The following is a 26,510-nucleotide window of genomic DNA, read 5'->3' on the forward strand; positions in this document are numbered from 1 at the left end:
CCACTGAGGTCAACGGTGAGCTGCGCCGATCACCCTGCGGTGAACCGCAGGGCCGCATACGGCGGCGGCGGCCATGGCGAGCCGCTGCGGGTCTCGCTGGCGGGCTAGGGACACGAAGGCCCCTGGGGTGAGACGCTGGCGCAGCGATGCCCTCAGCTGCCGCCGCCGCTCCTCGGGGTAGCCGCCGAGCTCGGCGTCCTTGAGACCCGACAGCACGACGTACCGCGTCTGGAAGTAGCGCAGCGCGGGGGAACCGACGAGGTTCGGCGCCAGTTCGGCGACCGTCGCGGAGACGGCCTCGTCGATGGCCGCGAGGCAGTCGGCGCGCTGGCGCGTGCTCGTGATGATCGACCCCGGGCGGAGCCGGTACTCGTACACCTTCCGGTCGAGGAAGGTGACGCGGCTGGCCCGCGCGAGGGCACCCAGCACGTACGGCAGGTCCGACTGCGTACGGGACGGCACGGCCGGCACGGAGGCCATGACCTCGCGTCGGAACAGCTTGTTCCAGAGGTGCCCCGTGATGCGTCCCGTCAGCCCCATCTCCAGGGCGGTTCGCCCGTCCACCGCAACGGAGATCGGTGCGGCCAGGTCGCGGCTCGTGCCGTCGGCGTAGCGGAAGACAGCTCCGGCGACGACGACGTCGGCCCTCTCGGCCCGCGCCGCCTGCAGCAGCGCGCAGGCGGCGCCGGGCTCCCAGGCGTCGTCGGAGTCGACGAACCAGACGTACTCGCCGGTCGCCTCGCTGACACCCCGCTCGCGCGCCCTCGCCACTCCCCCGTTGGCCGGCAGCAGGATCGCGCGGACCCGCTGATCTCGGTCGGCTGCGGCGCGGGCCAGCTCCGGGGAAGCGTCGCGCGAGCCGTCGTCGACGACGATGACCTCCAGGTCGACGTCCTGCTGCTCCAGGAGGCGCTGGATGGCACCGGCCAGGTGCTCGGCGTCGTTGTACGAGGGCAGGACGACGCTGACCTCGGGCATCAGGCGGCCTTCCCCCCACCGAGCGCGCTGATCCGCGCCACGAGGCGGTCGAGGGCGTGCCGAGCCTCGATCACCCTGTCGACCACCTCCGGGCGGCGCGCCGCGGCCGCTTCGACGGCCGCCACGGCCGCGCCGGCGTCGGTCAGGCGGTGGTCGACCACGGCGGCACGCAGGCCCACGGCCGCGAGCGTCCGTGCCGCCTTGTCGGTGGGGTGGCTGCTCAGGGCGAGCGGCGAGGCCCCTTCGGTGGCGGCGATGACGAGCCCGTGGAGGCGGTCGCTGACGATGACCGCGCTCCTGCGGTACAGGGCTCGCAGGGCGGCCTCCGCGTCGGTGTGGCGGGCCGACTCCCAGCACAGGGCACTGCCCCCGACACGCTTGGCGAGCAGTTCCGCGAGGTCGCCGTCGCGGCCGATCTGCGCGGCGAAGACGGGCTCGAGTCCGGTGCGCTCCGCCATCTCGCGCACGCTGGCCACCCAGGCCTCGTCAGGCTCCGGGCGCGGATCGTGCGGAAGACCGGCGCGCAGCGCTACCGCCAGCACGGGGCGGGGGTGGTCGCTGCGCAGCGCCGCCTCGTCGGCGCCGAGGTGGAAGGCCCAGTCCGGTGCCACCTCACCCACGCCGAGGACCCGCCGAGAGAGCTCGTCGCGCCAGGCGACGAGCTGGCAGGTCTGCAGCACCGCGGCGATGGGGTGGCGCCACACGGTGGAGCGCCGGACGCCGACACCGACGTGCACGGCGGCTCCACCGCGCAGCCGGTTGGCCGCGAGCAGCGGCGCAAGGCGCAGGTAGCGCTGGGCGAATCGGCGCTCGAGCTCGGTCTCACCGGTGTCGAAGGCGTACAGGGCCGGGGTGCGACCCATGGTCCGAGACAGCTCGGCACGCCAGGAGGCCGAGTCTCGGTGGAGCACGTCGTCGGGGGTCAGCCCCAGGGCGTCCGTCTGGTCCGTGGTCTGCCGTCCGACGTAGACGTGCAGGTCACCCGCCGTCCGGACGGCCTGCAGAAAGGCGCGGCGCAGCACCGTGTCACCGACGTTGTCGTACTGACCGATCGCCGAGGCGAAGACCTTCACCGCTGGGCCCTCCGGGGGGTGTCGTCTGAACAGGTGCGCAGGAGCAGCGCCTCGAGCATCCGACCGCTGCTGGCGCGGGTGTATCGGTCCAGCCAGGGAGCGAGGACGTCCGGCTGCATGGGTAGGGCCGCGGCCGCCAGGACGGCGTCCGCGAGGGAGGTCGGGCTGTCGTCGTCGGCGAGCACTCCCGAGAGCCCGGGGACGACGGCGTCCGCCACGCCGAGGGCCTGCGAAACGGCGACCGACGGGATGCCGGCGGCGGCGGCCTCGACGAGAACGTTGCCGAAGCCCTCCCGAGACGAGGCGAGGAGGTGCACCGACCCGGAGGGGCAGCGCTCGGGCCAGTCCTCGACCCAACCGCGGAAGTCGACCTCGACGCCGAGCTCCCGGGCCGCCGCCTCCAGCGGGGCCTTGAGGGGTCCGTCCCCGAAGACGACGAGCCGGGCCGGGCGCCGCCGGCGCAGCTCGGCGACCACCTCGACGGCCAGCAGCGGCCGCTTCTGCTCGACGAGCCGGTGGGCGATGACGACGACGACGGGCTCGTCGGTGCGGCTGTCCAGCGCGACGCGCGACCGGCTCGCGCCGCCCCCGGGGACCGCCCGAGCTGGTCCAGCCGGCCCGTCCGATGGAACTGCCGGGCGTGCCGGGACGGCGGGAACGGCCTCCAGCGTGGGGTTGGGCACCACGACGCACCGCTGGGGCCCTCCACCGCGGCGCGGGCCTGACAGCAGTTCCGCGGCGACGGGGTGGGAGATGGCCACCACGCGGTCGGCGAGCGGGTAGGCAGCTTCGAGGAGACGGTGCTTCACGAGGTGCCCCAGCGGCGCTCCGCGCAGTCCGGGGGTCACGAGGTTCCGCTCGGAGACGACCAGACTCGGGCGACGGCGGCGAGGCAGAGAGGCCCCAGCGGCGAGCGTGAGCAGGTTGGGGTAGGACTGCAGCGCCACGACGGCATGGGGCGAGGTGCTCAGCAGCAGCTGGCGCAACGCCCGCGTCTTGCCGACGTGGCCGCGGGCCTGCCCCAGAGACGTGACCTGCACTCCGGGCGGCGTGAACGCGCTGGTGTCCTTGCCAGATGTCTGCGCCACCGCGATCTCGTGGCCGCGCGACGCCATCCACTGCATCCAGCTGCGGCCGACCGCCTCAGCACCGCCGCCGTGCAGTGACGTGACGACGAACACGACAGACAACTGGCGCTCGGCCGGACCGTCGACGGACCTGTCTGACCGCCCGGGCCCAGGGTGGTGCGCCCGGGCCATCGGGATACCGCTCATCACAACGGGGCCCGCCCCCTCATCGCCGCGCTGATGGCTCGATTCAGGCTGGCCCGCGTGGCGGGCTCACGGAAGTGGTCGAGCCACGGCTCGATCGAGGGCACGTCCACCACGAGGCGAGCGGCCTGCTGGACGGCATCCGCGATGCCCTCGGGCGAATCCTCGATGGCGAGCTCACCGGTGACACCGGGGACGAGCGCATCGGCCGTACCGAGCGCGGCGGACAGCGCCACCGACGGCAGACCAGCGGCGGCGGCCTCGACGAGGACGTTGCCGAGCCCCTCGCGGTGTGAGGCGAGCAGGAACACCGTCTTGTCGCTGCACTCGTCGAACCAGTGCTCCGCCCAGCCGCGGAAGTCCGTCTCGACGCCGCTGCGGGCGGCGGCCGCCTCGAGCTCACCCTGGAGGGGGCCGGTACCGAAGACGGTGAGTCGCACCCGCAGACCGCGACGGGCAAGCTCCTCGGCCGCTGCGAGAGCAAGCAGTGGTCGCTTCTGCGGCACGAGGCGGTGCGCGATGACCAGGTCGACGTCGAGGTCCGGCGCGGACCGGCGCGGACGCGGACCGGCAGGAACCTTGGCTGCGGCGGGATTGCGGATGACGGTGCAGCGTCCGGCGCCCACGCCGAACCCGCCGACGAGCTCGCCGGCCACGGCGTGGGACACCGCGACGACATGATCCGCACGTCGGTAGGCGCGCTGGGCCAGGACGTGCTTGACGCGGTGCGCGGGCGGGGACCCTGGCAGGCCGAGCGTGACGAGGTTGTGCTCGCTGACGATCGTGGCGGGCCGAGCGGTGCGCGGTGTGAGGGCGGCCGCCGCCACGAGAAGGAGGTTGGGGTAGTTCTGCAGGGCGATGCCGACGTCGGGCAGCACGTCCTGGAAGAGCTGCCGAAGCCTGCTCACCTTGGCCGCGTGGGAGGGCAGGTGTCCCAGTCCGACGAGTTCGGCCCCGGCCGGCAGGTGCTGGTCGGTCGGCTTGTCGGAGGTGGTGACCACCACCACGCGATGGCCCTGGGCGAGGAGCTCCCGGACCCACACGAGGCCCACCCACTCCGCTCCCCCGCCGTGCAGGCTCGTCGTGAGGACGACGAGCCGGAGGTCAGCGCTCATGCGCTGCGGTTCGCGGCATGCGCCGCGTGCAGGGCGCGGGTGCTCGCGTCGGAGTCGGCGCCACGCGACGGCACCCCGACGAGGAGCACGCCGAGCGTGTCGACGCCGGCCCGCTCGAGCGCACCGGACGCGCTGGCGAGGTCAGCGCGCTGGACGCCCCCGGTCCGCGCCACGAGCACCGCCGTCGTGCCGCAGGCGGCCGCCACCCCGACGCCGGTGCCGCCCAGCGCGGGCGGGCAGACGACGAGGACGACGTCCGCCTGCTCCCGGAGCGGCTGCAGCAGCTCGGGGAGCACGGCGAGCGGGAGAGCCCCACCGGGCAGCTCCCCGGCGTGTCCGGCCGGGACCACGCTCAGCCCGGGCACCGTCGTGACCACGGTCTTGAGGGGGGCGCGGTGGGCCAGCGACTCCGCGACGCCCTCCCGGTCGGACAGGCCCAGCTGCTGTGTGGCGCTGCCGGAGGTGACGTCAGCGTCGACGAGGACGACGGCGGTCCCGGACTCGGCGAGGGCCTGCGCGAAACGCGCGGCGGCCGAGCCGGCGTCCTCGGCGGCCGTGCTGGCCAGCACGGCCACGGGACCGGCGTCGGCGCCCCGCGTCCTGCTGAGCAGTGACCCGGCCGCCACCCGGTAGCCCTCGACGATCGCTGCCTCGGCTGTACGGCGCTCGGAGGGGATGCTGCCCAGCACCGGCAGCCCCAGGCCCGACTCGACCTCGTCGCGGTTGTGCAGGCGACGGTCGAGCAGTGCCACGACCACCGCGCCGAGCAGCCCCACGACCAGACCGGCGAAGAGGCCGAGCTGCGCCTTGAGCACGATCTGCGTCAGACGGTTGCTGTCACCCACGGAAGCGGGGGCGAGCACTTCGGCACGGATCGGAGCGGCCCCTCCGGCGGAGGGCGCGTCGAGCTCGTCGATGACCACGCGCGTGAGCTGCTGGGCTACGGCCTGGGCGAGGACGGCGGCGTCCTGGGGGTTGTTCGCGGTGGCGCCGATGGAGAGCACCACGCTCTGCTCCTCGACCGAGGCGCTGACGTCCTGGGCCAGGTTCTCAGGGGTCGTGTTCATGTTGAGGGACGTGATGACGGGCTCCAGCACGCGCGGGCTCACCGCCACCTGCTGGTAGGAGAAGACCTTCTGCAACGCGAAATTGTTGGCCTGCACCAGCTCGGCGGGTGTCGCGCTGGAGGGCGAGTCGTAGGAGAAGTACAGCTCGGTGGTCGAGGTGAACCTGGCCGGTGTCACGCTCGCGACGAGCGCGCCCAGGAGCGCGCCCACCACGGCCAGGCCGAGGATGGCTGGCCACAGCCGCCGTGCGGTACGCATCGCGGTCGAGATGTCCATGCGTCGGTCCTGTCTGTGCTGTGGTGCGGGGACGTGAGGAGGTGGGGGGTGCGCGGGGTGAGATGGCCGTCGGGCCGCCCTGACATCCCCACGAGGATCGGCTCGCTGTTACAAGTGCTGTGAGAGGAAGTCCTGCATGGCCCGGAGAACGTCCGGGGTCAGCAGGTCCAGGCCGTGGCGGTTGCCGGGCACCACCACGAGCTGCTGGGCCACGCCGCTGGCGGCGAGTGCATCGGACATCGCCTGGGGCTGCCCCACCGGGATGAGCTCCTCGGATCCGTTGACGAGGAACATCGGGGAGGACTCTGCGGTGACGTGCTTCGCCGGGGAGGCTGCCTCGGCGGTCGGGCACGCGGCGACCGAGGCGCATCCGAGGTAGGCGAGCGCGAGCCGCTCGGCGTCGCCGCCGCTGGGCACGCCCCCGCTCGCCCCGGGCGTGAAGTCCGAGGCACCCGAGAAGGCCGCCACGACCGCCGGCCGGAAGGGCGGTGAGCCGATGCCCACGCCGACGGACTCGGCGATGATCGCTCCGGCGGAGCTGCCGAGAAGGCCGATGCGCGCCGGGTCGATGTCGTGCTGGCGCGCGATGGCCGGATCAGCCACCCAGGACATCGCGGCCACGACGTCCTCCACCTGCGAGGGGAAGGCGTGATCGGGGAGCAACCGGTAGCTGATGGCCACACCCACGACGCCCTGCTTGGCGAGCGTCTCGCACAGGGAGCGGACGTCCTTCTTGCCGCCCTGGGAGAACCCACCCCCATGGACGAGGATCATGGCGGGCAGGGCGCCCGTGGCCTCGCGCGGCCGGCACACGTCAGCGAGGAGCTTCTCGCCGTCGACGGTGCGGTAGGGCAGGTCTTCCTCGACGACGACGGATGACGTCGCGCTCGGCGGAGGCGTGAGGCTGGGCGGAGGGACGTCCGCACAGCCACCGAGGAGCCCACCGATGAGCATCGCCATGAGCGCGGCGAGGACGGGCGCCGCAGGCGCGGTCGCGCGGGCGCGGCGCATCACCCTCGGGTCCTTACGGCGGCGCGCGGAGCTCCCGCCACGAGTTGGTTGACGAAGCGCGGCGGGGTGAAGAGCCAGCGGACGCGCGCGAGAACCCGGCCGAGCAGCACCGACGCGACGACGACGATCACCACCATGGCCAGGAGCAGGAACGGGGTCGTGGCGGAGCTGAGCCGGTCCAGACCGGCCACGGAGACCCCCAGCGCGATGATGGCGATGACGAAGACGTGGATGAGGTAGAGGGGCAGGCTTCGTGCTCCGAGATAGCTCAGCCACGACAGCGGACGCAAACGCACCACGTACTTGGAAGCGGTGGCCGTGGCCACGATGGCGGCCACCTGACCGACCAGCGCCAGCCCGGGCACTCCGCGAGCTCCCGGCACGAAGGCTCCGGCACCGGCGACCAGCAGGAGGAGCGCCACGCTCACCAGCGGTACGACGGGGCGCGCCGCCGTCACGGCCTGCGTGAGGCGCTTGGAATAGAACGCCCCCGCGAGGAAGAAGACGGCGTACTCGGCGGTGCGGTCCCACCCGACGTTGCCGGTGACGACGAGGTTGCTCGACGAGGCCACGGACACCAGCGCGGCGATGGTGACCACGAGCCACGGCCGACCTCGGCGCACCAGCCAGAGCACCAGGGTCAGGAGGAACAACGCCCAGATGAACCAGTAGCTGCTGGTCGGCCAGACCGGTGAGAGGGCCAGGAAGATCGGCCGGCTCGCCTGCGCACCGGCGCCGTCGGAGCGCACGTTCGGCACGACCAGGTAGAAGGCGAAGCGCAGGACACACCACAGCAGGTAGAGGTAGGCGTACCCGAGCAGGCGACGCCGCCAGGTGTCCTTCAAGCTCCACTGGAGCACCCGGGCATGGAAGATGCCCGCGATGGCCAGGAAGACCGGCATGGGCACCAGCTCGAGCGCGGCCTTGAGGCGGAAGGCGCCGGGCACGGTGATGTTGGCCGAGCTGAGGAACAGCGAGCAGTGATAGAAGATCACCATGATGATGGCGACGCCCTTGGCGACGTCCACCCAGTCCTTGCTACCGCCCAAGGGAGCGACCAGTCGCTCCCGCAGGCTCGTGCGCTCACTGATCACTGCTGGCTCCCAGTGCTCCCGAGGGTCCAGTCACGAGTCCCGCCGGCTTGGCGGGCTCCTCGTTGGGCTGCAGGCCCGCCGTGCACAGGGCCGCGCGCTGACGCAGCACGGGGAGCCGTTCGCTGATCCGCTGGGCGGCGCCGCTGGTCGGCATGGCCTGCAGCAACTCCACGACGCGCGCACCAGAGCCGGGGCCGGGGTCGACGCAGAGCTCAGGGGTTCCCAGTGACTCCATGAGGCCGCTGACCTTTCCCTGCGTGGCGAAGGTCACCGGCGGCACCCCGCCCCAGGCGGCCATGACGGCGAGGTGCATCCGTCCGGTCACCACCACCTCGGCAGCTCCGGCCACGCCGCGCACCTGGGCCGGTGCCAGCCGCTCGGTGATGAGGTGGACACCGTCAGGCGGGACCACCGCGGCGACCGCACGACAGGCCGCCAGGTCGTCGCTGGTGCCGCGCAGCACGTGCGGGAGCAGCACCACGCCGAGACCCTCGCCGAGCAGGTGACGCAGCACCGCGGCGTACTCCTCGACCTGACCACCTCGACGGGCCACCAGGGAGCTCGCGTTGACCACGGCGTAGCGCGGGCGCCCGACCGCGGCCCGCAGACCCTCCACGAGGGAGTCATCGCTGGTCAGAGCGCCGAAGACGAGGTCGGCCGTGAGGACGGCTCCGCTCACGCCGTGCGCGACGACACGCTCGTGCGAGTGCGGGTCACGCAGCATGGGGACCACGCCGGCACGCGACGCTTCCACCAGGGCCCGCAGCGCCGCGGGATGCGGCGACGGCTTCCAGCTGAACCCGAGCACGCGGGTCGGCACGCCCCGCACGGCAGCGAGCTCGGCCAGCAGAAGGCGGCGCACCGACCCCTCGGCGCTGTAGCCACCGTCGAGCATGTCGGCGCCGATGAGGCTGACCGAACGGGCCCTGCCGAGCAGGGCGGAGTACGTCGCCAGGTCGGCGGCGCGGCGAGGTCCCGCACCGAAGACGAGGTTCGGCAGCGAGATGCGCTCCACGTCGGCCCGAGCGGGCAGGTCGATGTCGCCAGGGTTGCGCTCGACCACCACCACCGGACCGTCCACACGCTCGAGGAACGCCTCGACCATGGCCTGGTCTCCGATGTTGCCGTCTCCGGGAGGAGCGAGCAGCACGTGCACACCGAGCCCGGCGCTCTGTCCGGGAGCGCTGGCTCCGGCACGGCGGGCGGCGGACCTGACCGTGGTCGAGGAGATCCGGCTGGCCCGCCACCGCCCGCGTGCCTTGTCGATGCCGCGTCGTGCGCGCTTCCGCATCGAGCTGATCATCACTCTTCCCCCGTCGTGGCCTGCGAACGACTGACGCGCCGCCGGCCACCGACTCGCCGCGCCACGAGGAGCAGGTGCCCGAGGTCGCGCCGGAATGCGGGGACCACCGCAGCGATGATCCCTACCGCTAGCAGGAGAGCGAGCCCTCCCACCAGCAGGGCGGCAGCTGCGCTGCCGGAGAGTTGCTCGCGCAGGAGGAACGTCGTGCCCCAGGAGACTACGGCCGCAAACGTGTACGCGACGAAGATGCGCAGTCCGTTGAGGAACATCATCCGCGTGGGCGCGTCGCTGAAGCGGCCCAGCCAGCTGAGCTGGATGGGCCAGAGCACCAGCGAGGAGACCGCGTACGCCGTGGCGACTCCGGTGACACCCCACAAGCCCCCCGCGCAGATGCAAAGGATCATGAGTGGCCGCGCCACGAGCGCGAACTTGAGGTTCGCCGTCGTCAGGCCCTTTGCGAGGATCACCCAGTACGTCGCGTAGCCGGCGGTCGCGGCGAAGCCCGCGACCGCCAGGATCCGGAACGGCTCGACGACCCCGCTCCACGCAGGGCCCAGTGCCAGCTGGACGACGGCGTCGGCCTGAGCTGCCACGAGGGCGAGCACGAGAGACGTGATCGACAGGAGCGTGGCCTGCCCCGTACGGACGAACGCCGCGAAGCGCACGGGATCGTCCTGCAGCCGCGACAGGGTAGGGAGGGCAACCCGGGTCGAGGGCGCGTTGATCTGCAGCAGCGGCATCATCATGAGCTGGAAGGCCCTGTTGTAGAGGCCGAGCGCCGCCGGGCCGGCCGTGGCGCCGATGACCACCGAGTCGACGTTGCGGCTGGCGTAGCCGAGCATCTGGACGGCGGCCAGGCTCGACCCGAAGGACAGGAACGGCCGCAGCGACGTGTCGCGGCGGGGCGGTCCGGGGATCCATCGCGTCGAGCAGACCGCCACGACGAGCTGCACCGCCGCGGCCACCACCTGCTGCAGCACGAGGGCCCAGTACGAGGCTCCTGCCGCCGCGGCGATGATCGCCACGGTGAGCCCGACCAGCTGCGCCGAGACGTCGACGCCGGACAGCGCGACGAAGCGCATCTTGCGGGTGAGGTCGGCACGGTGCTGCGTGGCCAGCCCGTTGAGGATGAACGTCACGCTCATCGCGGCGCCGATCAACTGCAGCCGCGGATCGCCGTAGGCCGCGGCGATCGGCCACGACGCCGCGAACGCCAGCAGCGTGAGCAGAGCCCCCGACGCGGTGTTGAACCAGAAGAGGTTGGTCCGTTCGGCCAGGCTCAGGGTCCGCGCCTGGACGGCCGCCGAGGACAGGCCGAAGTCGCGCAGCACCTCACCGATGCCGGTGATGGCCACGACCATGGTGACGACGCCGTAGTCGGAGGGGTCGAGCAGCCGGGCGAGGATGACGATCCCCGCCAGCTGGATGACGATGCGGACGGCCTGTCCGGCACTGGTGACGACGGCGCCCCGTGCTGCCCGACGGCCGGTGACCGGGGGGGCCTGCTCTTCGGCGTTGTCGCCGGACGCGGCGCGCGCCGGCGTCGTCGTCATGAGCGGCGTCCCGTCGCGAGCACCGCGGCGTAGGCCGCAGCGTGGGCGCGGCCGATGTGGTCCCAGTCGCGCCCCTCCAACCGGGGGCGGTCTCCTGGCTGGCGCTGGCGCGCCGCCGCGAAGGCGGCGAGCACGTGGTCGACCTGGAGCTCGCCGTCGTACAGGTGCAGCCAGTCGGCGCCGACCTCGTCGCGCAACGACTCCGTGCTGGGGGTCCGCGGCACGAGGACGGGCCGGTCCAGCGAGAGCGCCACCAGGAGCGCGCCGGAGTTGTGCAGCTCTCGGTAGGGCAGGACGACGAGCTCCCCCGCGGTCACCTCGGTCACGAGGTCGGCGTCCGGGACGAAGGCGAGTCGGGCGCTGACGGAGGGCTCGTCGTGCACGGCCTTCTCGACGAGGGAGCGCATGTCGTCGCTGGGGCTCCCGACGACGCGGGTGCTCACACCGTGGGGGGCGAGATGGGGTGCGAGCTCGAGGAGCCTGTCGACCCCCTTGTAGGGCCTGATGATCCCGGCGTAGACGAGGCGGCCGGGCACGGCTTCGCTGCGGGGGTGCTGGGCGAAGCGGTCGCGGTAGTGGCCGTGGAGGATCGTCTCGACGCGCTTGCCGGGCGCCACCGTCGTCGTCGCGTTGAGGCGGATGAACAACGAGGTGCTGGCATCGACGGCGGCGAGCAGGCGCCGCTCCGCCCATGAGCCGGCCTCGTGGGGCCGGGGGTTGTGGACGGTACGGACGATCGGCGTCCTGGTGATGCGCGTCCGCAGGAGCAGCGCGAGCATCGCGGCCCTCTTCGCCAGGCGCTTGCGGGGCGTCCGTGCCCGCAGCAGTAGCTCAGGCCAGTGCAGGTGGAGCACGTCGTAGCGACCGGTCAGAGCGGTCCGCCAGGAGAAGTAGCCCACGTCGACGCCGGGGGGCGCCATCTGCGTGATCTGGTCGACGTACTTGGTGGTGCCGTCCGGCGGGGCGAGGGAGTGCAGGACGCGCACCGTGGGTGTCGCGGCACCGGTCGGCGTGCCGGTGGTGGACGCGCTGGTGGTGGGCGCGGTGCTCATGGTGTGGCCTCCGCGCCGACGGGGCCGTGGCGCAGGGCGCTGACAGCCGCGGGGCGCTGCTGGTTCGGGTCGCGGCGCTGCTGCTGACGCAATCGCTGCGGGGGGATGACGGTGTCGAGGCGGCGGCCGTGGAGGGCCAGGAGGAGCAGGAAGCCCATCATGACGTGCATGCCGCGGACGGCGTCGAGGGCGTTGAAGCCCGCGATCGCCACGACGTATGCGACGACGACGGCCGCCGCCGCGGCGTCACCGCGCTGCAGCGCCACGATGCAGGCGCTGCCCACCACGAGGACGAACAGGAGCAGCCCGGGCACCCCGAGGCTCATGAGCAGCTGGAGTATCGAGTTCTCGATGACGATCTGTGAGAACTGCCGCCCGAGGACGCCGGAGGTCGCCGGGCCTCCTCCGAGCCATCCGGTCTGCTCGGCGGACCGCAGGGCGACGTCGAGGGCGCGGAAGCGGACGTCCGCCGAGAGGCCCGACTCCACCGAGTCCTCGCGCTGGGACAGCGGCCCGAACGCCCCGAGGCCGAGCACGGCGATGATCCCGAAGGGGACGACGGCGAGCAGGCGCTCCTTCCGGACTCCTGGCATGACGAGCGCCAGGGCAGCGGCCCCGGCCACCAGCCCCGCACCGACGGCGAGCAGCGATCCGCGCGAGACGGTCATCACCACCCCGACGGCGGCGATGGCACCGAGCACGAGCTCGCGCCGACGGCCGCCCTGGAGCCACCCCACGATGCCGAGCACCGCGGGGACGGTGAGGAAGGCGCCAGCGAACAGGGGGTGCCCGAAGGAGACCTCGGCCCGGTACACCGCCCAGGGCGCACCCACAGCAGCGCCCAGCGCGGCGTAGACCGCGTCGAACAGGGGAGAGGAGCGCACGGCCTGCTCGAGCATCGCGTACGCACCCGCGGCGGCGCCCGCCCAGAGGAAGCACGACCGCAGGACGCGCGCCTCTTCACGGGCGTCGAGCACGAGCAACGGCAGGAACGCCGACAGCAGAAAGCTCGCGGTCCACGAGGTGCTCGTCGTGGGTATGGGTGACCAGCCGATGGCCGTCCACGTCCAGACAGCGAGCAGGACGGCGGACACGCTCGTCATGAGGTACCAGCCGAAGGCGCTGCGGATGGGGTGCGGGTCAGCAGGGTTCGCCGGATCGGCGAGGGCACGGAGGGGCGTCGCCAGGAGCCTGCGGAGCAGCCAGACGTAGAGGATGACGAGCGCAGGGCGCAGCACGTTCCCTGCGCCCTGGGAGGGCAGAAGCTGCATCGGGATCACCACGAACGTGACCAGGGCGATGCCCGGCAGCCAGTGGACCGGCACCGAGAAGAGCGCCACGCCCCCGCAGAGCGCCGCCACGAGCAGCACCGAGCCGGCGATGGGAGACCCGGGGACGAGCACCACCAGTGCGGCGCACAGGAGCACCGCGACGCCGCCGATCCCCGCCAGCAGCACCACCTTGCGTGCGGTCGCGAGCGCGGGAGCGGAGCGCAGCTGACCGCTCACCGCCGCGCCGCCGTCGTCAGTGCGTCGAGCCACAGCTGCTCCACACGCGGGAAGACCGCCTCCGCGCTGAAGGAGCTGGCGTGGCCGGCGCGCGCAGCCTCACCGAGCTGCTCGAGGCGGGAGCTGTCGGTCAGCAGGCCGGCGAGTGCGTCGCGCAGGGCTGCCGCGTCCCCCGGGGGGACGACGACGCCGCGGCCGTCCGCGAGCAGTGCGGCCACCCCTCCGACGTCGGTCGAGACCACGGCGTTGCCGCGTGCCATCGCCTCGAGCAGGAACATGGGCATGGCTTCCTCCCGGGAGGGGAGGACGGCGACGCGGGAGCTGTCGAGCAGGGCCATGAGCTCGTCGTGTGCGAGGGCGCCGGTGAAGCGCAGACCGGGAAGGTCGCGTCGCAGGAGGGACTCGTCGGGTACCGGTCCGGCCACCACGAGCTCCCAGCCGTGGTCCGCGAGCTGGCTCCAGGCCTCCTGGAGCACGTCGACGCCCTTGCGGCGGTTGACGATGCCGCCGAAGACGATGCGGTTCTGCTTGGGTGCCGGGACGCCGGCGGGGATGGCGTTGGGAACGACGTGCACCCGCGCTGCGGGCACGAACCGCGCGCTGACCTCGCGTGACTCCTCCGAGAGGGCGATGACGACGTCGGCTGCGCGCAGCACGCCCGCGGTCAGCCGGGGGCGTGCCGCTGCGAACGACGCGAACGAGGCTCCGTGCAGGTGCGCGACGGTCGCGAGGCCGCGACGGGCCGCCATCCGCAGGAGGGTTCCCTCGCGCAGGAAGGAGCCCCCCTCCGACAGGTGCGCGACCACGACGACCTCACCGCGCGGCAGCGTGAGCACCTTCGCTGCGGCACCCGCGGCCGCACGAGCGGCCGCCACGTGGTCGTGCGGGGCACCGCGGGAAGTGAGCACCTCGACCGCGGTGCGCTCGAACGGCCACTTCAGGTAGCTGTTGAGCACCTGGACCATGCCCCCGGGCACCTCTCCGGTGCGGCCGAGGTGGACGACACGGGGGGCACGGCCGGCAGCGAGGCCTCGCGTCGTGCGCGAGGCCCCCGCGTCAGCTACCACGCTGCCCGGCAGAGGCGTGCTCGCGCTCACCGGAAGCGGCCTGCGCCAGGCCGAACAGCCGGCGGACCTGGTCGCGGCGGGCACGGAGCCGGCCGCGGGCCTCGAGAAGCCGGTCCATCGCTTCGGGCCGGCGAGCCTCGGCGGCGCGCAGGGCGGCTACCACCTCGTCGGCGGTGAGACCACGGACGTCACGGGAGACACCGTCGAGCCCGATGGCCGCGAAGTGGCGCTCGATCTTGTCCGAACCGTCGGTGAGCGACCCGAACGGGACGGCACCCTCGGTGTGCGCAGCGATCACCACGTGCAGCCGGTCGGACAGGGCGACGGCGGTGCGGCGGTACAGCTCCCGCAGCCGCACCTCCTGCCCCCAGTGGTCTGCGACCTCGGGCCAGGGCAGCACCTTCGCGTCGAGGTCGGCCGCGAGCTGGTGGGTGCGCTCGTCGTCGACCTGGACCTGGGTGACGGCCCAGATCTCCAGGCCCTCCTCGTCGGCGTAGCGCCGGACCCCCTCGATCCATCCCGTGCCCGGATAGGGCGGCGGCACGAGGTCGGTCCGCAGGGACACGACGAGGGCGTTGCGCTCTCGGGTGCGCTGGCGGGAGGCGGTCAGCACCTCGTCGGGTGCGCCCTCGCCGAAGGCGAGGTCGGGCGCGAGCTCACCGCGGCCCATGTACGCGACCGACCTCACGTCGCGCCACAGGGTGAGGTCGGAGAGCAGGATGGAGGGCTGCATGAGCAGCCTCGGGACGGCGGCGAAGTTGCGGCTGCCCACGCCCGCCCGGACGGCACGCCCACCGCGGAGCTTCACCGCAGCCAGCAGCGGGAGCACCACGAGGTGCTCCTTCATGCCCACGATCGTCAGCTGGAGCTCGCCGGGCTTGAAGAGGTAGCCGATCGGCCCGCGCAGCGCCTCGCGCAGACCCGCTGCGTACCAGCGGGCCAGCGAGCGGTAGGTCACGGCGTCCGGCGGCAGCTGCAGGCCTTCGTCGTAGCCCTCGGGCGAGTGGCCGACGTACACGTGGAGCGGGGCCCCGGGCACAGCCCACGCCAGGAGCTGGCGACGCAGGATGAGGTCGCCGACGTTCTCGTACTGACCCCGGCCGATCGCGAAGATGGCGCGGGCGGGAGCGCGGAGGTCAGGGGCGGTCATGCGACGGAGTCCTTCGTGGGGTCGGAAAGGTCGATCTCGCGGTCGGAGAGGTCGATCTGCCTCTGGTCGGCCGCGACGTCGACAGCCTCGCCATGGGTCACGCGCCAGTCGGCGGCACTGCGCACGACGTCTGCGGTGAGCTGTTCGACCTCCAGGTAGCGGCCCACGGAGAGGCCGTCGAGCAGATGCTCCATGTCGGCCTGGTGGTCGTCCACGTGTTCGCCCCGGTGGGCGCGCCGCCCGACCATGAGTGGGTGCAGGCCCAGGTCCAGGAGCGTGAGGAGGGTACCCACGCCCGCATGGCTGATCACCACGTCGGCCGCTGAGGCAGCGGCCTCGAACTCCGCGGAGTTCATCATGGTGTGGACACTGCCAGGAAGGTCGTCTCGGGTGGTCGTCCCCAGCTGCCACACCGTGCGACTGTCGGCCAAGCCCGTGGCGAGGACAGCATCGACGAGCGCGTCGAAGCGGTACCCCCCGATAGTGCCGAGCGTCACGAACAGGCGAGGGCTCTCCGGCCGTCGCGGGGTGGGCACGGCGCGGTAGCTCGTCAGCGCGCTGGGATGCGGCTGCCAGCGGCCACGGGCCCATCGCGGGGACTGGGTGTACATGGCCGTGCCGCCTATCGCATGGAGCAGGCGCCCCGTCATGGACGGTCCGTGGGTGCGGCCCATGCTCTCGATGTACCGGGTCGGGATGCCGCGGACGCGGGCGACGGGCAGGCATGCCAGGGCGATGCCCGAGCCGGTGCTCACCGCGCCGTCGAACCGCTCCCTGCCGAGGCGAGCGGCGAAGATCAGCATCGCCTGGATCACCGTCAGCACGGCTCGCGGCTTGATGTACGGCAGGTAGAGAACATTCCGTCCACGGAGGAGAGTCTCGGATTGCGGCGTCTTGAAAGTTACCCACAGTGATGAAGGGTGAGCCCTCAGCAACGGCTCGAGGCGAATCAACTCCGCAAGATGACCGCCGGTCGAGGCGATGAGCAGCAACTTCTGGGCTGTCTCGACGGTGTGGCCGTTCAAGCGTCCCCCTCGGTCAGGATCACCACGGTGACGCGCCGTGACGGAAGCGGACTATAGGGGGCAGATCGCAGTTCGGACGAGTTCCACAGTCAGATGTCACTTCCTGCACATGTTGCAGGCGATTAGCTGCCTCACACGCAACGAAGCGTCACCCGATCGGCGCCCCGGAGCCCACCTCCCCCGTAGGCCGACACGCCCAGATTCGCCAAGATCCCGCACCAGCGACCTCGCCAGCGGCACGATGGTGTGGCGTCGGGTCTGCCGACGCCCCACCGTTGCCGCACGTCCGCCGCACCACCGCCGGCGCGGCAGGGCCCAGCGAGCCGTGGAGCACCGGCATGAGGACGTCCGCGCCGCAGCCGGCCGCCATCCGCGCTGCCACCCTCCGGGCGCGCCTCGGCGCAGCCACCGCGCTGCTCGCCGCGGGAGTGGTCCTTGCCGGGGCACCGGCGCAGGCGGCCCTCGTCCCCGATGGATCGGGGACGACGACGGTGGATCCGTCTGACGCTCCGCCCGCGGCGGATGTGACGGCTCTCTCCGCACTGGACGCAGCGTTGGGCTCGGCTTCCAGCCCGGCGTCGAGCACCCCGACAGGCACGGCGACGACGGCCACCCCCGCATCCACCCCGAGTGCCACACCGAGCTCCGCGCCGAGTGACACAGCCACGTCGACGACCTCACCGACCAGCTCGCCCAGCGACACGCCGACACCGATGCCGTCAGCGACGCCGACAGGCTCGCCGACGGCGTCGCCCGTGCCGAGCTCGCCGACGGCCTCAGCTTCCGGCCCCGCCGGCCTGCCGCTCTGCACACCCACCGCGACGCCGAGCACCGCACCCGCCGGCTCGACGACAACGACAACGACGGCGACGGCGACGGCGACGGCCATCGCTACCGCGACGATGGTGCCCGCCGCGAGCGCCACCCCGTCGGCCCCGACGACCAGCGCAGCCGCCGCCCCTTCGGTCACGCCGGTCAGCGCATCGCCGACGTCGTCGGCCACGTCGCCGGTCGCGCCGTCGTCGTCCTGCTCTCCCACCACCGCCCCATCTGTTCCCGCCGCCTCCCCCACCGCGCTGGTCCCCGCGCCGACGACGCCGAGCACCGCCGCGCCGACGCCCTCGACCCGCCCGTCCGCGCACCGGGTCTCCGTGGCGCTGAGCGGCGGGAAGCGCACGTCGACGGCCGGGCGCGGGGTATCGGTGAGCACCGCGGTCGCGTCCCTGACCACCGCGGGGTCGGCGCAGCCAGCGGTACCGACGTCCCTGCCCACCGCCACGCTGCTGGTAGCGACGGATCCCTCCCTCACCACCGGCCCCACCGACGAGTCGCTGCTGCTCGGCGCCCCGCCCGTGCCCTCGCCGATGACCGCCGCCGCGCCCGTGACGCCCGTCGCGAGCCAGTCGGTGAGCTGGCTCGACGACCTCGGGACCTACGGCATGCCGCTGCTGGTCGGCGGTGCGCTGCTGCTGGCGCTCACCGGTCCCTCGGGGATCAGGCACCTGCTGCGCCGCCGCCGCGCCAGCTGACACTCCCCCTCGCACGATCAAGGAAGCGCGCGACAGACGGCGTGTCGTGCCCTCGCGAAGCGACGAGGAATGTCACAGTCGGTGAGTTTGCCTGCGCATAGTGATGCAGAACGGGCAGCATGACGGCGACGCGCCGAGGGGCTCGTCGCACGTCGAGAGGACCCGGCATGTCACCCCGCACGGACAGCACCACCGCCCCCGAGGACGGAACCCCCACCGTCCGCCGCGGAGCGCTGCGCGCCGCGAGCGTGCTGGGGTTGGTCGGGGTCAGCGTCGTCGCCGCGCCGATGACGGCCATGGCGACGACGGACACCGCCACCGCCGAGCCCGCCGAGGCTCACGCCTCCGCCGACGCCACGCAGCCCTCGGACGGCTCCTCGCAGGAGGAGGCGCAGGCCACCGAGCAGGCCGGCTCTACCGATACCTCCGACAGCGGCGGCGACAAGGGCCCGGCAGGCTCCCGCGGCGCACACCGCGCCGACGACGGCGACGGGCACACCGAGGGTGACGACCACCACGCCGAGGACCAGGCAGACGACGACGGCGACGAGCACGCCGCCGACACAGCCGCCGATGACTCTGCCGACGACGGCGGCCAGGCCGATGACCAGGCAGACGGCGACAGCGACGACGAGACGGCGGAGCAGCCGTCGGAGGGCGCGGAGCCTGTCGTCGTCGTCCCCGAGCCCTCCGACGACGCCGACCAGCCCTGCGACGACTCACCCGACCACGGCGGGGACAGCGACCAGCCTGCCGAGACGCAGCCGCAGGAGCCCTGGCACGAGCACCAGGACCACGAGGACGACCACCACGAGAACGCCGAGCCGGCTCCTGTCGCGGAGGTCGCCCCGGCTCCGCCTGCGCCTATCGCCGAGCCCGCGCCCGTTGCCGAGCCCGCCCCGGTGGCCCCCGTCGCGGTGGAGCCGGTCGTCGTGGCAGCGCCGGTCGTCGTGACGCCGGCCGTGGCTCCCCTGACGGCGCCCGAGGCGGCAGCGGTGGCCGCTCCCGCCGCCCCGAGCACCGGCACGGCCCCGCAGACCACAGCCAAGGCGACGACGACGAAGAGCGACGACGGCGCGCAGAAGAGCAGCGGACGCCGCGCCGCCGCCAGCGCGCCCGACTCGGCCAGCACGAGCAAGAGCTCCGCGGGCGCCAAGCACCGCGCCCAGGGGCCGGTCGCGCCTGTCGCGCAGCTGCTGCCCGCAGCGCCGTCGGACTCCGCCGACGCGATCAGCGGTGGCACCGGCACCTACGTTCAGGGCTCCCCGTCCGTCGGGGCGGCCACGGAGGGCGGCGCTGATCTGGACGGGAGCATCGGGACGCGGCTCGGCTCCGTCGATGTCGCCTCAGGTCCGACCACCCTCGGCACCGCGCCCGTCAGCAGCAACGAGCAGGGCGGAGGCCCCAACACGTGGCTGCTGCCGATGAGCATCGGGCTCGGTCTGGTCGCCGCCCTCGGCGGCGCCGAGGGCGCGTTGCGCAAGCGCCGCCAGCGCGGCTGAGCCACGGACCTCACGCCGCCGACTTCACGAACCGGGAGTGATCGGGCATTCTGGCTGGGCGCCACCCCCCTGTGGTGCCCCCCGGTGCGGGCGCGCACCGAAGGACCTCGGCAGGAGCCCACCCGTGCCCGACACCCTCGGACATCCGTGGTGAGCGCAGCCACCCGCGGCGCGCGCGCCCTCGGGGTGCTGGGCCTGACGGGCCTGGGCGTCATCGCCCTCCCCGCGATGAGCCACGCCGACACCGTCGCCGAAGCGGTCGCCTCGAGCAGCCCGGCGGTCGAGACCTCCGCGGCGCCGGAGACCAGTACGTCGGCTCCAACCGCCGTGGAGTCGGCAGCGGCGCCGGAGTCGCCGACTGCGGCCGAGTCGCCGTCGCCGGCGGCGTCCTCCAGCGCCAGCGAGCCGGCGGCGAGCGCGTCGCCGTCGTCGTCCAGCTCTGACACGTCGGCGGCACCGTCGTCCGCGGCCCCGACCTCGTCCCCAGCGACCTCCGAGCCGACCCCGACGCCGACCCCGACCTCCGAGCCCACGGCGACGACGACGCCGACGCCCAGCGCAACGCCTACGGTGACACCCACCGCGACACCCACTGCGTCCGAAGCGAGCAGCCCGACCAGCAGCCCGGTGGTCACGCCGGAGCCGTCGGCGTCGACCACCTCCGAGCCGGTGAGCTCGCCCGGTGCGGGCACGGTCTACGGGCCGCCGTCGAGCACTCCGCCGACGCCGGCAGAGTCGTCGAGCCCGTCGAGCCCCTCCGCGACGGCCACGCCGTCCGCCCCGGCGCCGTCGACGCCGACGTCCCAGCCCGTCTATGGCCCACCGACGTGGACGCCCACGGCCACCCCCAGCGGAGCGCCGACGTGGAGCGCGCCGCCTGCGGTCTCGCAGCCGCGATGGACGACGGACGGTCAGGACGCGACGCCCTACGCCTCCGCGGACCCGGGTGCGTCGCCATCGGGGAGCGACTCGCCGTTGATCGACCTCGTCTCCGCCGGCCCGGCGCTGCCCTCGCCGGACGCCAGCGCGACGTTCGGAGGCTCGGGGCGGCACGTCGACCCCAACGCCCTCGTCGACGCGCTGCGTGAGGGCGCGCAGCTCCAGCAGGGCAGCGGCAGGCACGTGGCGGAAGCTGGCGACGGCGTTCAGCTGCTGTCCGCTCCCGTCGACGGCGGCGCGCAGCTGCCGAGCACGGTCCGACTCGGCAGCCTGCACCCCGGCACGTCGCTGGGGTCTGCGAGCGGCGGCAGCGCGGCGGTGCTGAACGTCTCGTCGACGTCCCAGCGAACGGCGACGGACGGACCCGACGCCGTCCTCCTCTTCACCACGGTGGGGGCGGCGCTCGCCCTGGCCGGCACCGCCCTTGAGACCGCGCGCCGCCAGCGCGTGCGCGCGGCGGTGGCGCGAGGACGGGGCCGACGCGCCCTGCGGTGATCAGGACGACGACGGACGCCGCGCGCTACCCAGCGGCTCCGGTGACCGTCGTGACCCTTGTGACCCGAACCGGGTCCTTCGTGACGTTCTGTCACGAATCGCCGCGTGATGACGTCGTCGAGGTCACGTCCGCGTCACGGCGCGCGGGCTTGACTTTCCTTGGCGCCCTACGACAGCGCACGATGAGCCACGACCCTGCACCGCTCAGAGCGCGGTGCGACGAGAGGAGAGGGACCGTGGAGGTCCTGCACGAGACCGAACGTCCCACGACCGCGTCGACGAAGCGCGTTCGCGCAGCAGGTGTGGGCGCGCTCGTCGCTGCCGCCGTGCTGCTCGGCCCGGGGACGGCGGTCGCGGCCACAGCCACGGCCGGGGTGTCCGCCGGATCGACACCCGGAAGCTCCGGCTCGGCCAGCTCTGGCTCGGGGACCGGGCTGGCCGCTGCGGTGAGCGGCGCTGGCACCAGCACTGGCGCCGGAGGCAGCACCAGCACGACGTCGACGAGCGCACCGGCCGCGACAACAGCACCCCCCACGACGGCGCCCCCCACGACTGCACCCCCAACGACCCCGCCTCCGACGGCGACCCCCACGACGACGCCGACGGCCACTCCCACGACACCGCCAACGACGACACCGGCTCCCACGGCGACGCCTACAGCGACGCCGACGACCCCCGCGGTGACCCCGACGGCGACTGCCACTGTGACTCCGCCGCCGACGACCGCACTGACGACCGCACCGACGAGCGTTCCGACCAGTGCCGTCCCCGCGCCCGTGGGCACCACGCCGCCGGTCGCCACGCGTGCCCCGCGGACGCCGGCACCGGCCAAGCCGGCGACCTCGTCGTCGTCCCTGGCGTCGCTGCTCCCGAGCGCGAGCGCGTCGACACAGAGCGTCGTCCCGCTGTCCGACACCGTGACCGTCGACGAGCTCGGGGCCAGCGGCCAGCTCGCTCAGGCGGCTCCGGTGCTGCCGGACGTCGCTGATGTCGCCGACGGCGTGACGTCACTGGGCGCGGTGGCTCCGCAGTCCTCGCAGCGGTCGCTCGAGCACGTCGTCGGGCTGGTGGCGCCGCTGCTGGTCGGCGGGGCGCTGCTCGCGGGGGTGCTCGGGCTGTCGGCGCAGGAGCGCCGCCGCCGGCGCGCTCGCTGACCCCTCACCCGCGACGATCAAGGAAGCTCTGCACGCCCAGCGTGCAGAGCTTCCCCTTTGTCACGATCAAGCGCCTCCGCGCCATCTACCGGCGCCGATCGGGCGAGAGGAGCCTGCTCGCGGACTGCCCTGGGGACGCTTCGCCCCGGTGGGGGCGCTGAGGCCCGCCTCCAGGCCCTCCGACCGGGCACGAGCGTCCCCACCGGGCACCAACGTCCCGGGATGCCGCGCACAGAGTCCGTGATCACGGACGGCGAGGTGGCCAACCGCCCATGATCACGGAGGGGTTACCAGCCCTCGCGGGCTCATGCCTGCATGGTGGGCCGACGGCTCCGGGTCCGCGAACAGACGACGCTGTCTGCGCGCGGGCCGGGAGCCGCCGGAGAGCGCCGGAGGAAGGCGCCAGCAGGCCGCCAACCTCTCGGCGGCGGTCCCGGGCAGATCAGGCGGCCGTCAGCACCGAGCGCAGCGCGCGGACGGGGCGGGGGGCCTCGACGCCCTCGGGCTGGGCGGCGCGGGCCTCGTCGAGGACGGCGAGCAGCGCCGGTCGCGCGGGGGCCGCAGCGAACGTGCGGGCCTCCCAGGCGCCGAGTGCCACCACTCCGAGGACACCGACGACGACGAGGAGCAGCAGCGCAACGGCGAGCAGGATCACGCTGTGATGTTCGGCTCCGCGACGGTGCGGGCGGAACGGGCCGCGGCGTGTCGCGGACGTGTCGTGTCCACACCGTGACCCGTCGTGACCTAGCCGTCATCTTCGCAGGTCACAGGGGCATCGCAGGGACGTGTCGCGACGCCGCAAGGCGCTTGCATCCCACGCGCAAGCCGGCCCCGCCAGCGTCCTCACGCTGCGATGCGCCGGAGTCTCGCGAGCACCGGTCAAGCGTGACCAGAACAGCACGGTCGGTGACCTCCGGTCACCCGACCGCTGCTCCGGTCGAGGTCGAGGAGGACGACGACGACGAGGGCCTCCGACCTGGAGCGATCACGCGAAGGCGTGAACGCCCGTTCCAACCCTTGAGCGACTGTGTGGACGGGTCTGTCCCCCGAGAAGACGCCCAGCGGCCATCATGTGCTGCATGACCGTGGCCTTCCCGCAACATGACGACGCCTCCCAGTCCGGTGCCACCGGTACGGAGCCCGTGGCTCCCCTGCGCGTCGGCGTGGTGGGTCTGGGCTACCTCGGCGCGGTGCACGCGGCGTGCATGGCCGAGCTCGGCCACGAGGTGGTCGGTTACGACATCGACCAGGCCAAGCTCGACGCTCTCGCCGCCGGTCGCGCCCCGTTCTTCGAGCCCGGTCTGCCCGAGCTGCTGACCCGGGTCTCCTCCGGCGACGCCGACGGCTCCATCACCTTCACCACCGAGGTCGCCGACCTCAAGGCCTGCGAGGTCGTCTTCGTTTGCGTCGGCACTCCCCAGCGCAAGGGCGAGCTGGCCGCCGACACCACCTACGTCCAGCGGGCTTTCGAGTCCCTGGCCGACATCGTGGAGGGCCCGGCGCTGCTGGTCGGCAAGTCCACCGTCCCCGTCGGCACCGCCGCCCGTCTCGCTGACGACCTCGCCCAGCGCGCCCCCCACCTGGAGCTGGCGTGGAACCCCGAGTTCCTGCGCGAGGGTCACGCCGTCAGCGACACCCTCGCCCCGGACCGCTTCGTCCTGGGCACCACCAGTGAGCGCGCCGAAGCCCTCCTGCGCCGCGTGTACGCCCGTCCGATCGCCAATGGCACGCCCGTCCTCGTGGCTGACTACGCCACCGCTGAGCTGGTCAAGGTCGCAGCGAATGCCTTCCTGGCCACCAAGATCTCCTTCATCAACGCGATGGCCGAGGTCTGCGAGGCCGCCGGTGGCGACGTGAAGGTTCTGGCTGACGCCATCGGCCACGACGACAGGATCGGCCGCAAGTTCCTCTCCGCCGGGGTCGGCTTCGGCGGGGGCTGCCTGCCCAAGGACATCCGCGCCTTCATGGCCCGCGCCGGTGAGCTCGGCGCCGACCAGGCCCTGACGTTCCTGCGCGAGGTCGACGGCATCAACATGCGCCGTCGCGCCAAGGTGGTCGACCTGGCCCGTGAGGCCTGCGGCGGTTCCTTCATTGGCCGCAAGATCGCCGTGCTGGGTGCTGCGTTCAAGCCCCACAGCGACGACGTGCGCGACTCCCCCGCCATCTCCATCGCCGCCATGGCCCGGTTGCAGGGCGCCGACGTCGTCGTCACCGACCCCGAGGCCGTCGCCAACGCCCAGCGCCTGTGGGGAGACCTGACCTACGCCACCGACACCGACGACGCGCTGCGCGGCGCCGACGTCGTCCTGCTCCTCACCGAGTGGCCCCAGTACGTCAACCTCGACCCCGCCCACGTGGCCACCCTCACCCGTGGACGCCAGGTCATCGACGGGCGCAACGTGCTCGACCCCGCCATCTGGCGCAAGGCCGGCTTCACCTACCGCGCCCTGGGCCGCCCCAACGCCTGACAGGCCTGGGGAGTCCGACACCGCGCGCCGCAGCCGCCTCAGGAGGCGATGCGGCGTGGGCTGTCGTGGGTGAGCTGAGGCTGCGCTTGCGATCGGTCCACGCCGGTGACGTGCAGGGAGACGACGACGGCGGCGGGGCGCTCCTCGTGCGGGCGCTCGGCACCGGGGTGCGGCGGCAGCGCCGCCCGCTCGCGCTGGTCGGCGTGCGTGATGCTGCGCCCCAGCAACAGGGCCAGCGCGAAGGAGACGGGAACCCAGGCGGTCAGCGCCGCGACGATCCAGATGTCCACAGGGAGAGGTCTACGGGCTGATCTCGCAGGTCACGTGGGTGCGAGCTGGAAACGCGCTGAGAGCGGTCAAGCCCCTCAACATCGAGGGGCTTGACCGCTCTCAGCGTGGTGGATGCAGTGCGGCGCGGCGGATCAGGCGGCGTCGCGGTGGGCGGCGTGGTGGAGCGTGGCAGGACGTGCCGCGTGCAGGCGACGGAGGTCGCGCATTTCACGGTGTCCGTGGATCCAGCGGTCACTCTTGGAAGAGACCGCCAGGGCGCGGGCGAGAACGAGAGCAAGGCCGCAGGCGACGACCGCCCAGGCGACCAACAGGGCAACGATGACCATGTCTCACTGTCTACCCAGATGGGCCAACCATCAACCCCGCCGCGCCGAGATTCTTCCGACACGCCGGAGCGGACTCACCACGCAAATGCGGGCGTGAGCAGCGGTTACTCATGATCCGCACTGATCGTCCGGATTCTCCTCCGGTGACCACCTCCCCAGAGGTGCAGGGGGCCGCTACCTTCCGTGAGGCGCCCGGCGCGGGCCGCCTGGGGTGTGGTCGAGGGGGCAGTCCGTGGTCCGCAGAGTGATGTCGCTGCTGCTGGCGCTCAGCCTGTCCGTGGTCGCGCTGTTGGGCGTTGCCCCGGCGGCGGTGGCGGCCAGTGGGTACGAGAAGGGCCCGGACCCGACACGAGCGAGCATCGAGGCCGCCGCCGGCCCGTTCGCGGTGTCGACCACCACCGTCTCGAGGAGCACAGCGCGCACCTTCGGCGGGGGCACCGTCTACTACCCCACGGACGCGTCGATCGGCACCGTCGGCGCCGTCGCCATCTCCCCCGGGTACACCGCCCGCCAGTCGAGCATCGCCTGGCTGGGCCCGCGCATCGCCTCGCAGGGCTTCGTGGTGATCACCATCGACACCCTCAGCGTCTACGACAAGCCGGCTGCCCGCGGCTCCCAGCTGCGCGCCGCTCTGACGTGGCTCACCACGTCCAGCACCGTGAAGGACCGCATCGACCCGACGCGCCTGGCCGTGGCCGGGCACTCCATGGGCGGCGGCGGCGCGCTGGAAGCCGTCAAGGCCAACCCCTCCCTCAAGGCCGCCGTCCCGCTGACTCCGTGGAACACCGACACCACCTGGCCAGAGGTCACCACACCGACGCTCATCGTCGGTGCACAGAAGGACGACGTCGCCCCGCCGACTCGCCACGCCCGCCTCTTCTACACCTCCATCCCGAAGACCACGCCCAAGGAGTACCTGGAGCTGCGCGGCGCCAGCCACTACGCCCCCACCAGCGTGAACTCCACCAACCCGACGGTCGCCGGCGCGACCATCAGCTGGCTGAAGCGGTTCGTGGACGGCGACACCCGGTACTCGCAGTTCCTCTGCCCCGCCCCGGCCGTCGGGATGACGTTCAACGACGTCCGCTCCACCTGCCCCTTCTGACCAGCACGCCTCCTCCGCGACGATCAAGGAAGTTGTGCACGCCACCAGCGCGTGACCTCGGCTTTTACCGCAGCACCAGGGTGCAGATCTTGGCGATCGATCGGCCCAGAGGCACCTGGGGCCGATCGATCGCCAAGATCTGCGTGATCTTTCCCGGT

The 26,510-nt window shown here is 73.0% G+C and carries 25 protein-coding genes; 6 read left to right on the forward strand and 19 right to left on the reverse strand.

Annotated elements, in window-relative coordinates; genetic code table 11:
- Positions 1-9: 9 nt before the first annotated feature.
- The 15 genes from BXY45_RS18370 to BXY45_RS18440 form a co-directional block, all read right to left on the reverse strand.
- Positions 10-978 (reverse strand): glycosyltransferase family 2 protein, encoded by a 969-nt coding sequence (locus BXY45_RS18370; protein ID WP_109775988.1) that lies wholly within the window; start codon positions 976-978, stop codon positions 10-12.
- Positions 978-2,051 carry a polysaccharide pyruvyl transferase family protein gene (locus tag BXY45_RS18375; RefSeq protein WP_109775989.1) on the reverse strand — a complete coding sequence of 358 codons (1,074 nt, stop codon included), beginning with the start codon at positions 2,049-2,051 and terminating at the stop codon, positions 978-980. The genes BXY45_RS18370 and BXY45_RS18375 overlap by 1 nt, the downstream gene beginning before the upstream one ends.
- Positions 2,048-3,232, reverse strand: coding sequence for a glycosyltransferase (locus tag BXY45_RS18380; RefSeq protein WP_245961918.1), 1,185 nt, complete (start codon positions 3,230-3,232; stop codon positions 2,048-2,050). Before BXY45_RS18380 ends, BXY45_RS18375 begins: the two co-directional genes overlap by 4 nt.
- Before the next feature lie 92 nt (positions 3,233-3,324).
- Entirely contained in the window at positions 3,325-4,437 is a 1,113-nt protein-coding gene (locus BXY45_RS18385) for a glycosyltransferase (RefSeq protein WP_109775991.1), read from the reverse strand.
- Positions 4,434-5,780, reverse strand: a complete 1,347-nt coding sequence (locus tag BXY45_RS18390) for a hypothetical protein (protein ID WP_109775992.1) — start codon at positions 5,778-5,780, stop codon at positions 4,434-4,436. The genes BXY45_RS18385 and BXY45_RS18390 overlap by 4 nt, the downstream gene beginning before the upstream one ends.
- A gap of 108 nt (positions 5,781-5,888) precedes the next feature.
- Positions 5,889-6,791, reverse strand: coding sequence for an alpha/beta hydrolase (locus BXY45_RS18395; protein WP_146211269.1), 903 nt, complete (start codon positions 6,789-6,791; stop codon positions 5,889-5,891).
- Positions 6,791-7,885 (reverse strand): acyltransferase family protein, encoded by a 1,095-nt coding sequence (locus tag BXY45_RS18400; protein ID WP_146211270.1) that lies wholly within the window; start codon positions 7,883-7,885, stop codon positions 6,791-6,793. Before BXY45_RS18400 ends, BXY45_RS18395 begins: the two co-directional genes overlap by 1 nt.
- Positions 7,875-9,176 carry a polysaccharide pyruvyl transferase family protein gene (locus tag BXY45_RS18405; RefSeq protein WP_170131602.1) on the reverse strand — a complete coding sequence of 434 codons (1,302 nt, stop codon included), beginning with the start codon at positions 9,174-9,176 and terminating at the stop codon, positions 7,875-7,877. Before BXY45_RS18405 ends, BXY45_RS18400 begins: the two co-directional genes overlap by 11 nt.
- An 11-nt stretch (positions 9,177-9,187) precedes the next feature.
- The gene (locus BXY45_RS18410) at positions 9,188-10,741 is read right to left on the reverse strand and encodes a lipopolysaccharide biosynthesis protein (RefSeq protein WP_109775996.1); all 1,554 of its coding nucleotides are present in this window, start codon (positions 10,739-10,741) and stop codon (positions 9,188-9,190) included.
- Positions 10,738-11,793, reverse strand: a complete 1,056-nt coding sequence (locus BXY45_RS18415; protein WP_109775997.1) for a glycosyltransferase family protein — start codon at positions 11,791-11,793, stop codon at positions 10,738-10,740. Before BXY45_RS18415 ends, BXY45_RS18410 begins: the two co-directional genes overlap by 4 nt.
- Complete coding sequence (locus tag BXY45_RS23470) at positions 11,790-13,334, reverse strand: O-antigen ligase family protein (RefSeq protein WP_109775998.1); 1,545 nt, start codon at positions 13,332-13,334, stop codon at positions 11,790-11,792. The genes BXY45_RS18415 and BXY45_RS23470 overlap by 4 nt, the downstream gene beginning before the upstream one ends.
- On the reverse strand, positions 13,298-14,398 hold the full coding sequence (locus BXY45_RS18425; protein ID WP_109775999.1) for a glycosyltransferase family 4 protein: 1,101 nt from the start codon (positions 14,396-14,398) through the stop codon (positions 13,298-13,300). The genes BXY45_RS23470 and BXY45_RS18425 overlap by 37 nt, the downstream gene beginning before the upstream one ends.
- A complete protein-coding gene (locus BXY45_RS18430; RefSeq protein WP_109776000.1) occupies positions 14,358-15,518 on the reverse strand; it encodes a polysaccharide pyruvyl transferase family protein in 1,161 nt (386 codons plus the stop codon). The genes BXY45_RS18425 and BXY45_RS18430 overlap by 41 nt, the downstream gene beginning before the upstream one ends.
- Positions 15,515-16,342 carry a glycosyltransferase gene (locus BXY45_RS18435; RefSeq protein WP_109776001.1) on the reverse strand — a complete coding sequence of 276 codons (828 nt, stop codon included), beginning with the start codon at positions 16,340-16,342 and terminating at the stop codon, positions 15,515-15,517. The genes BXY45_RS18430 and BXY45_RS18435 overlap by 4 nt, the downstream gene beginning before the upstream one ends.
- A gap of 349 nt (positions 16,343-16,691) precedes the next feature.
- Entirely contained in the window at positions 16,692-17,753 is a 1,062-nt protein-coding gene (locus BXY45_RS18440; protein WP_109776002.1) for a hypothetical protein, read from the reverse strand.
- Here BXY45_RS18440 and BXY45_RS18445 point away from each other — a divergent pair.
- The 3 genes from BXY45_RS18445 (at position 17,746) to BXY45_RS23480 (ending at position 21,008) form a co-directional block, all read left to right on the forward strand.
- A complete protein-coding gene (locus BXY45_RS18445) occupies positions 17,746-18,072 on the forward strand; it encodes a hypothetical protein (protein WP_109776003.1) in 327 nt (108 codons plus the stop codon). The genes BXY45_RS18440 and BXY45_RS18445 overlap by 8 nt on opposite strands.
- Positions 18,073-18,239: 167 nt before the next feature.
- The gene (locus BXY45_RS23475) at positions 18,240-19,574 is read left to right on the forward strand and encodes a hypothetical protein (protein ID WP_170131603.1); all 1,335 of its coding nucleotides are present in this window, start codon (positions 18,240-18,242) and stop codon (positions 19,572-19,574) included.
- A 150-nt stretch (positions 19,575-19,724) separates the two neighbouring features.
- Positions 19,725-21,008: a hypothetical protein gene (locus BXY45_RS23480; protein ID WP_170131604.1), complete on the forward strand. Its 1,284-nt coding sequence runs from the start codon at positions 19,725-19,727 to the stop codon at positions 21,006-21,008.
- A gap of 91 nt (positions 21,009-21,099) precedes the next feature.
- Here BXY45_RS23480 and BXY45_RS18460 read toward each other — a convergent pair whose 3' ends face one another.
- On the reverse strand, positions 21,100-21,924 hold the full coding sequence (locus BXY45_RS18460) for a hypothetical protein (RefSeq protein ID WP_109776006.1): 825 nt from the start codon (positions 21,922-21,924) through the stop codon (positions 21,100-21,102).
- A 1-nt stretch (position 21,925) separates the two neighbouring features.
- Here BXY45_RS18460 and BXY45_RS18465 point away from each other — a divergent pair, with 1 nt between their 5' ends.
- Positions 21,926-22,162 carry a hypothetical protein gene (locus BXY45_RS18465; RefSeq protein WP_109776007.1) on the forward strand — a complete coding sequence of 79 codons (237 nt, stop codon included), beginning with the start codon at positions 21,926-21,928 and terminating at the stop codon, positions 22,160-22,162.
- Positions 22,163-22,604: 442 nt separating this feature from the next.
- Here BXY45_RS18465 and BXY45_RS23485 read toward each other — a convergent pair whose 3' ends face one another.
- On the reverse strand, positions 22,605-22,817 hold the full coding sequence (locus BXY45_RS23485; RefSeq protein ID WP_170131605.1) for a hypothetical protein: 213 nt from the start codon (positions 22,815-22,817) through the stop codon (positions 22,605-22,607).
- Positions 22,818-23,241: 424 nt separating this feature from the next.
- On the opposite strand from BXY45_RS23485, the gene BXY45_RS18470 reads away from it, so the two are divergent.
- Positions 23,242-24,630: a UDP-glucose dehydrogenase family protein gene (locus tag BXY45_RS18470; RefSeq protein ID WP_109776008.1), complete on the forward strand. Its 1,389-nt coding sequence runs from the start codon at positions 23,242-23,244 to the stop codon at positions 24,628-24,630.
- A 38-nt stretch (positions 24,631-24,668) separates the two neighbouring features.
- On the opposite strand, the gene BXY45_RS18475 is transcribed toward BXY45_RS18470, so the two are convergent.
- Positions 24,669-24,920, reverse strand: a complete 252-nt coding sequence (locus tag BXY45_RS18475) for a hypothetical protein (RefSeq protein WP_109776009.1) — start codon at positions 24,918-24,920, stop codon at positions 24,669-24,671.
- Positions 24,921-25,052: 132 nt separating this feature from the next.
- Complete coding sequence (locus tag BXY45_RS23490) at positions 25,053-25,247, reverse strand: hypothetical protein (protein ID WP_109776010.1); 195 nt, start codon at positions 25,245-25,247, stop codon at positions 25,053-25,055.
- Between the two features lie 247 nt (positions 25,248-25,494).
- Here BXY45_RS23490 and BXY45_RS18485 point away from each other — a divergent pair, with 247 nt between their 5' ends.
- Positions 25,495-26,352: an alpha/beta hydrolase family protein gene (locus BXY45_RS18485; RefSeq protein ID WP_109776011.1), complete on the forward strand. Its 858-nt coding sequence runs from the start codon at positions 25,495-25,497 to the stop codon at positions 26,350-26,352.
- Positions 26,353-26,510: the final 158 nt, after the last annotated feature.

Source organism: Quadrisphaera granulorum (assembly GCF_003149145.1).
Classification (GTDB): Bacteria; Actinomycetota; Actinomycetes; order Actinomycetales; family Quadrisphaeraceae; genus Quadrisphaera; species Quadrisphaera granulorum.

Coding starts and splice junctions, on each gene's coding strand:
- BXY45_RS18370 (WP_109775988.1), bottom strand. CDS start 978: ATGCCCGAGGTCAGCGTCGTCCTGCCCTCGTACAACGACGCCGAGCAC.
- BXY45_RS18385 (WP_109775991.1), bottom strand. CDS start 4,437: ATGAGCGCTGACCTCCGGCTCGTCGTCCTCACGACGAGCCTGCACGGC.
- BXY45_RS18390 (WP_109775992.1), bottom strand. CDS start 5,780: ATGGACATCTCGACCGCGATGCGTACCGCACGGCGGCTGTGGCCAGCC.
- BXY45_RS18395 (WP_146211269.1), bottom strand. CDS start 6,791: ATGCGCCGCGCCCGCGCGACCGCGCCTGCGGCGCCCGTCCTCGCCGCG.
- BXY45_RS18405 (WP_170131602.1), bottom strand. CDS start 9,176: ATGCGGAAGCGCGCACGACGCGGCATCGACAAGGCACGCGGGCGGTGG.
- BXY45_RS18410 (WP_109775996.1), bottom strand. CDS start 10,741: ATGACGACGACGCCGGCGCGCGCCGCGTCCGGCGACAACGCCGAAGAG.
- BXY45_RS18415 (WP_109775997.1), bottom strand. CDS start 11,793: ATGAGCACCGCGCCCACCACCAGCGCGTCCACCACCGGCACGCCGACC.
- BXY45_RS18430 (WP_109776000.1), bottom strand. CDS start 15,518: ATGACCGCCCCTGACCTCCGCGCTCCCGCCCGCGCCATCTTCGCGATC.
- BXY45_RS23475 (WP_170131603.1), top strand. CDS start 18,240: ATGTCACCCCGCACGGACAGCACCACCGCCCCCGAGGACGGAACCCCC.
- BXY45_RS18470 (WP_109776008.1), top strand. CDS start 23,242: ATGACCGTGGCCTTCCCGCAACATGACGACGCCTCCCAGTCCGGTGCC.
- BXY45_RS23490 (WP_109776010.1), bottom strand. CDS start 25,247: ATGGTCATCGTTGCCCTGTTGGTCGCCTGGGCGGTCGTCGCCTGCGGC.
- BXY45_RS18485 (WP_109776011.1), top strand. CDS start 25,495: ATGTCGCTGCTGCTGGCGCTCAGCCTGTCCGTGGTCGCGCTGTTGGGC.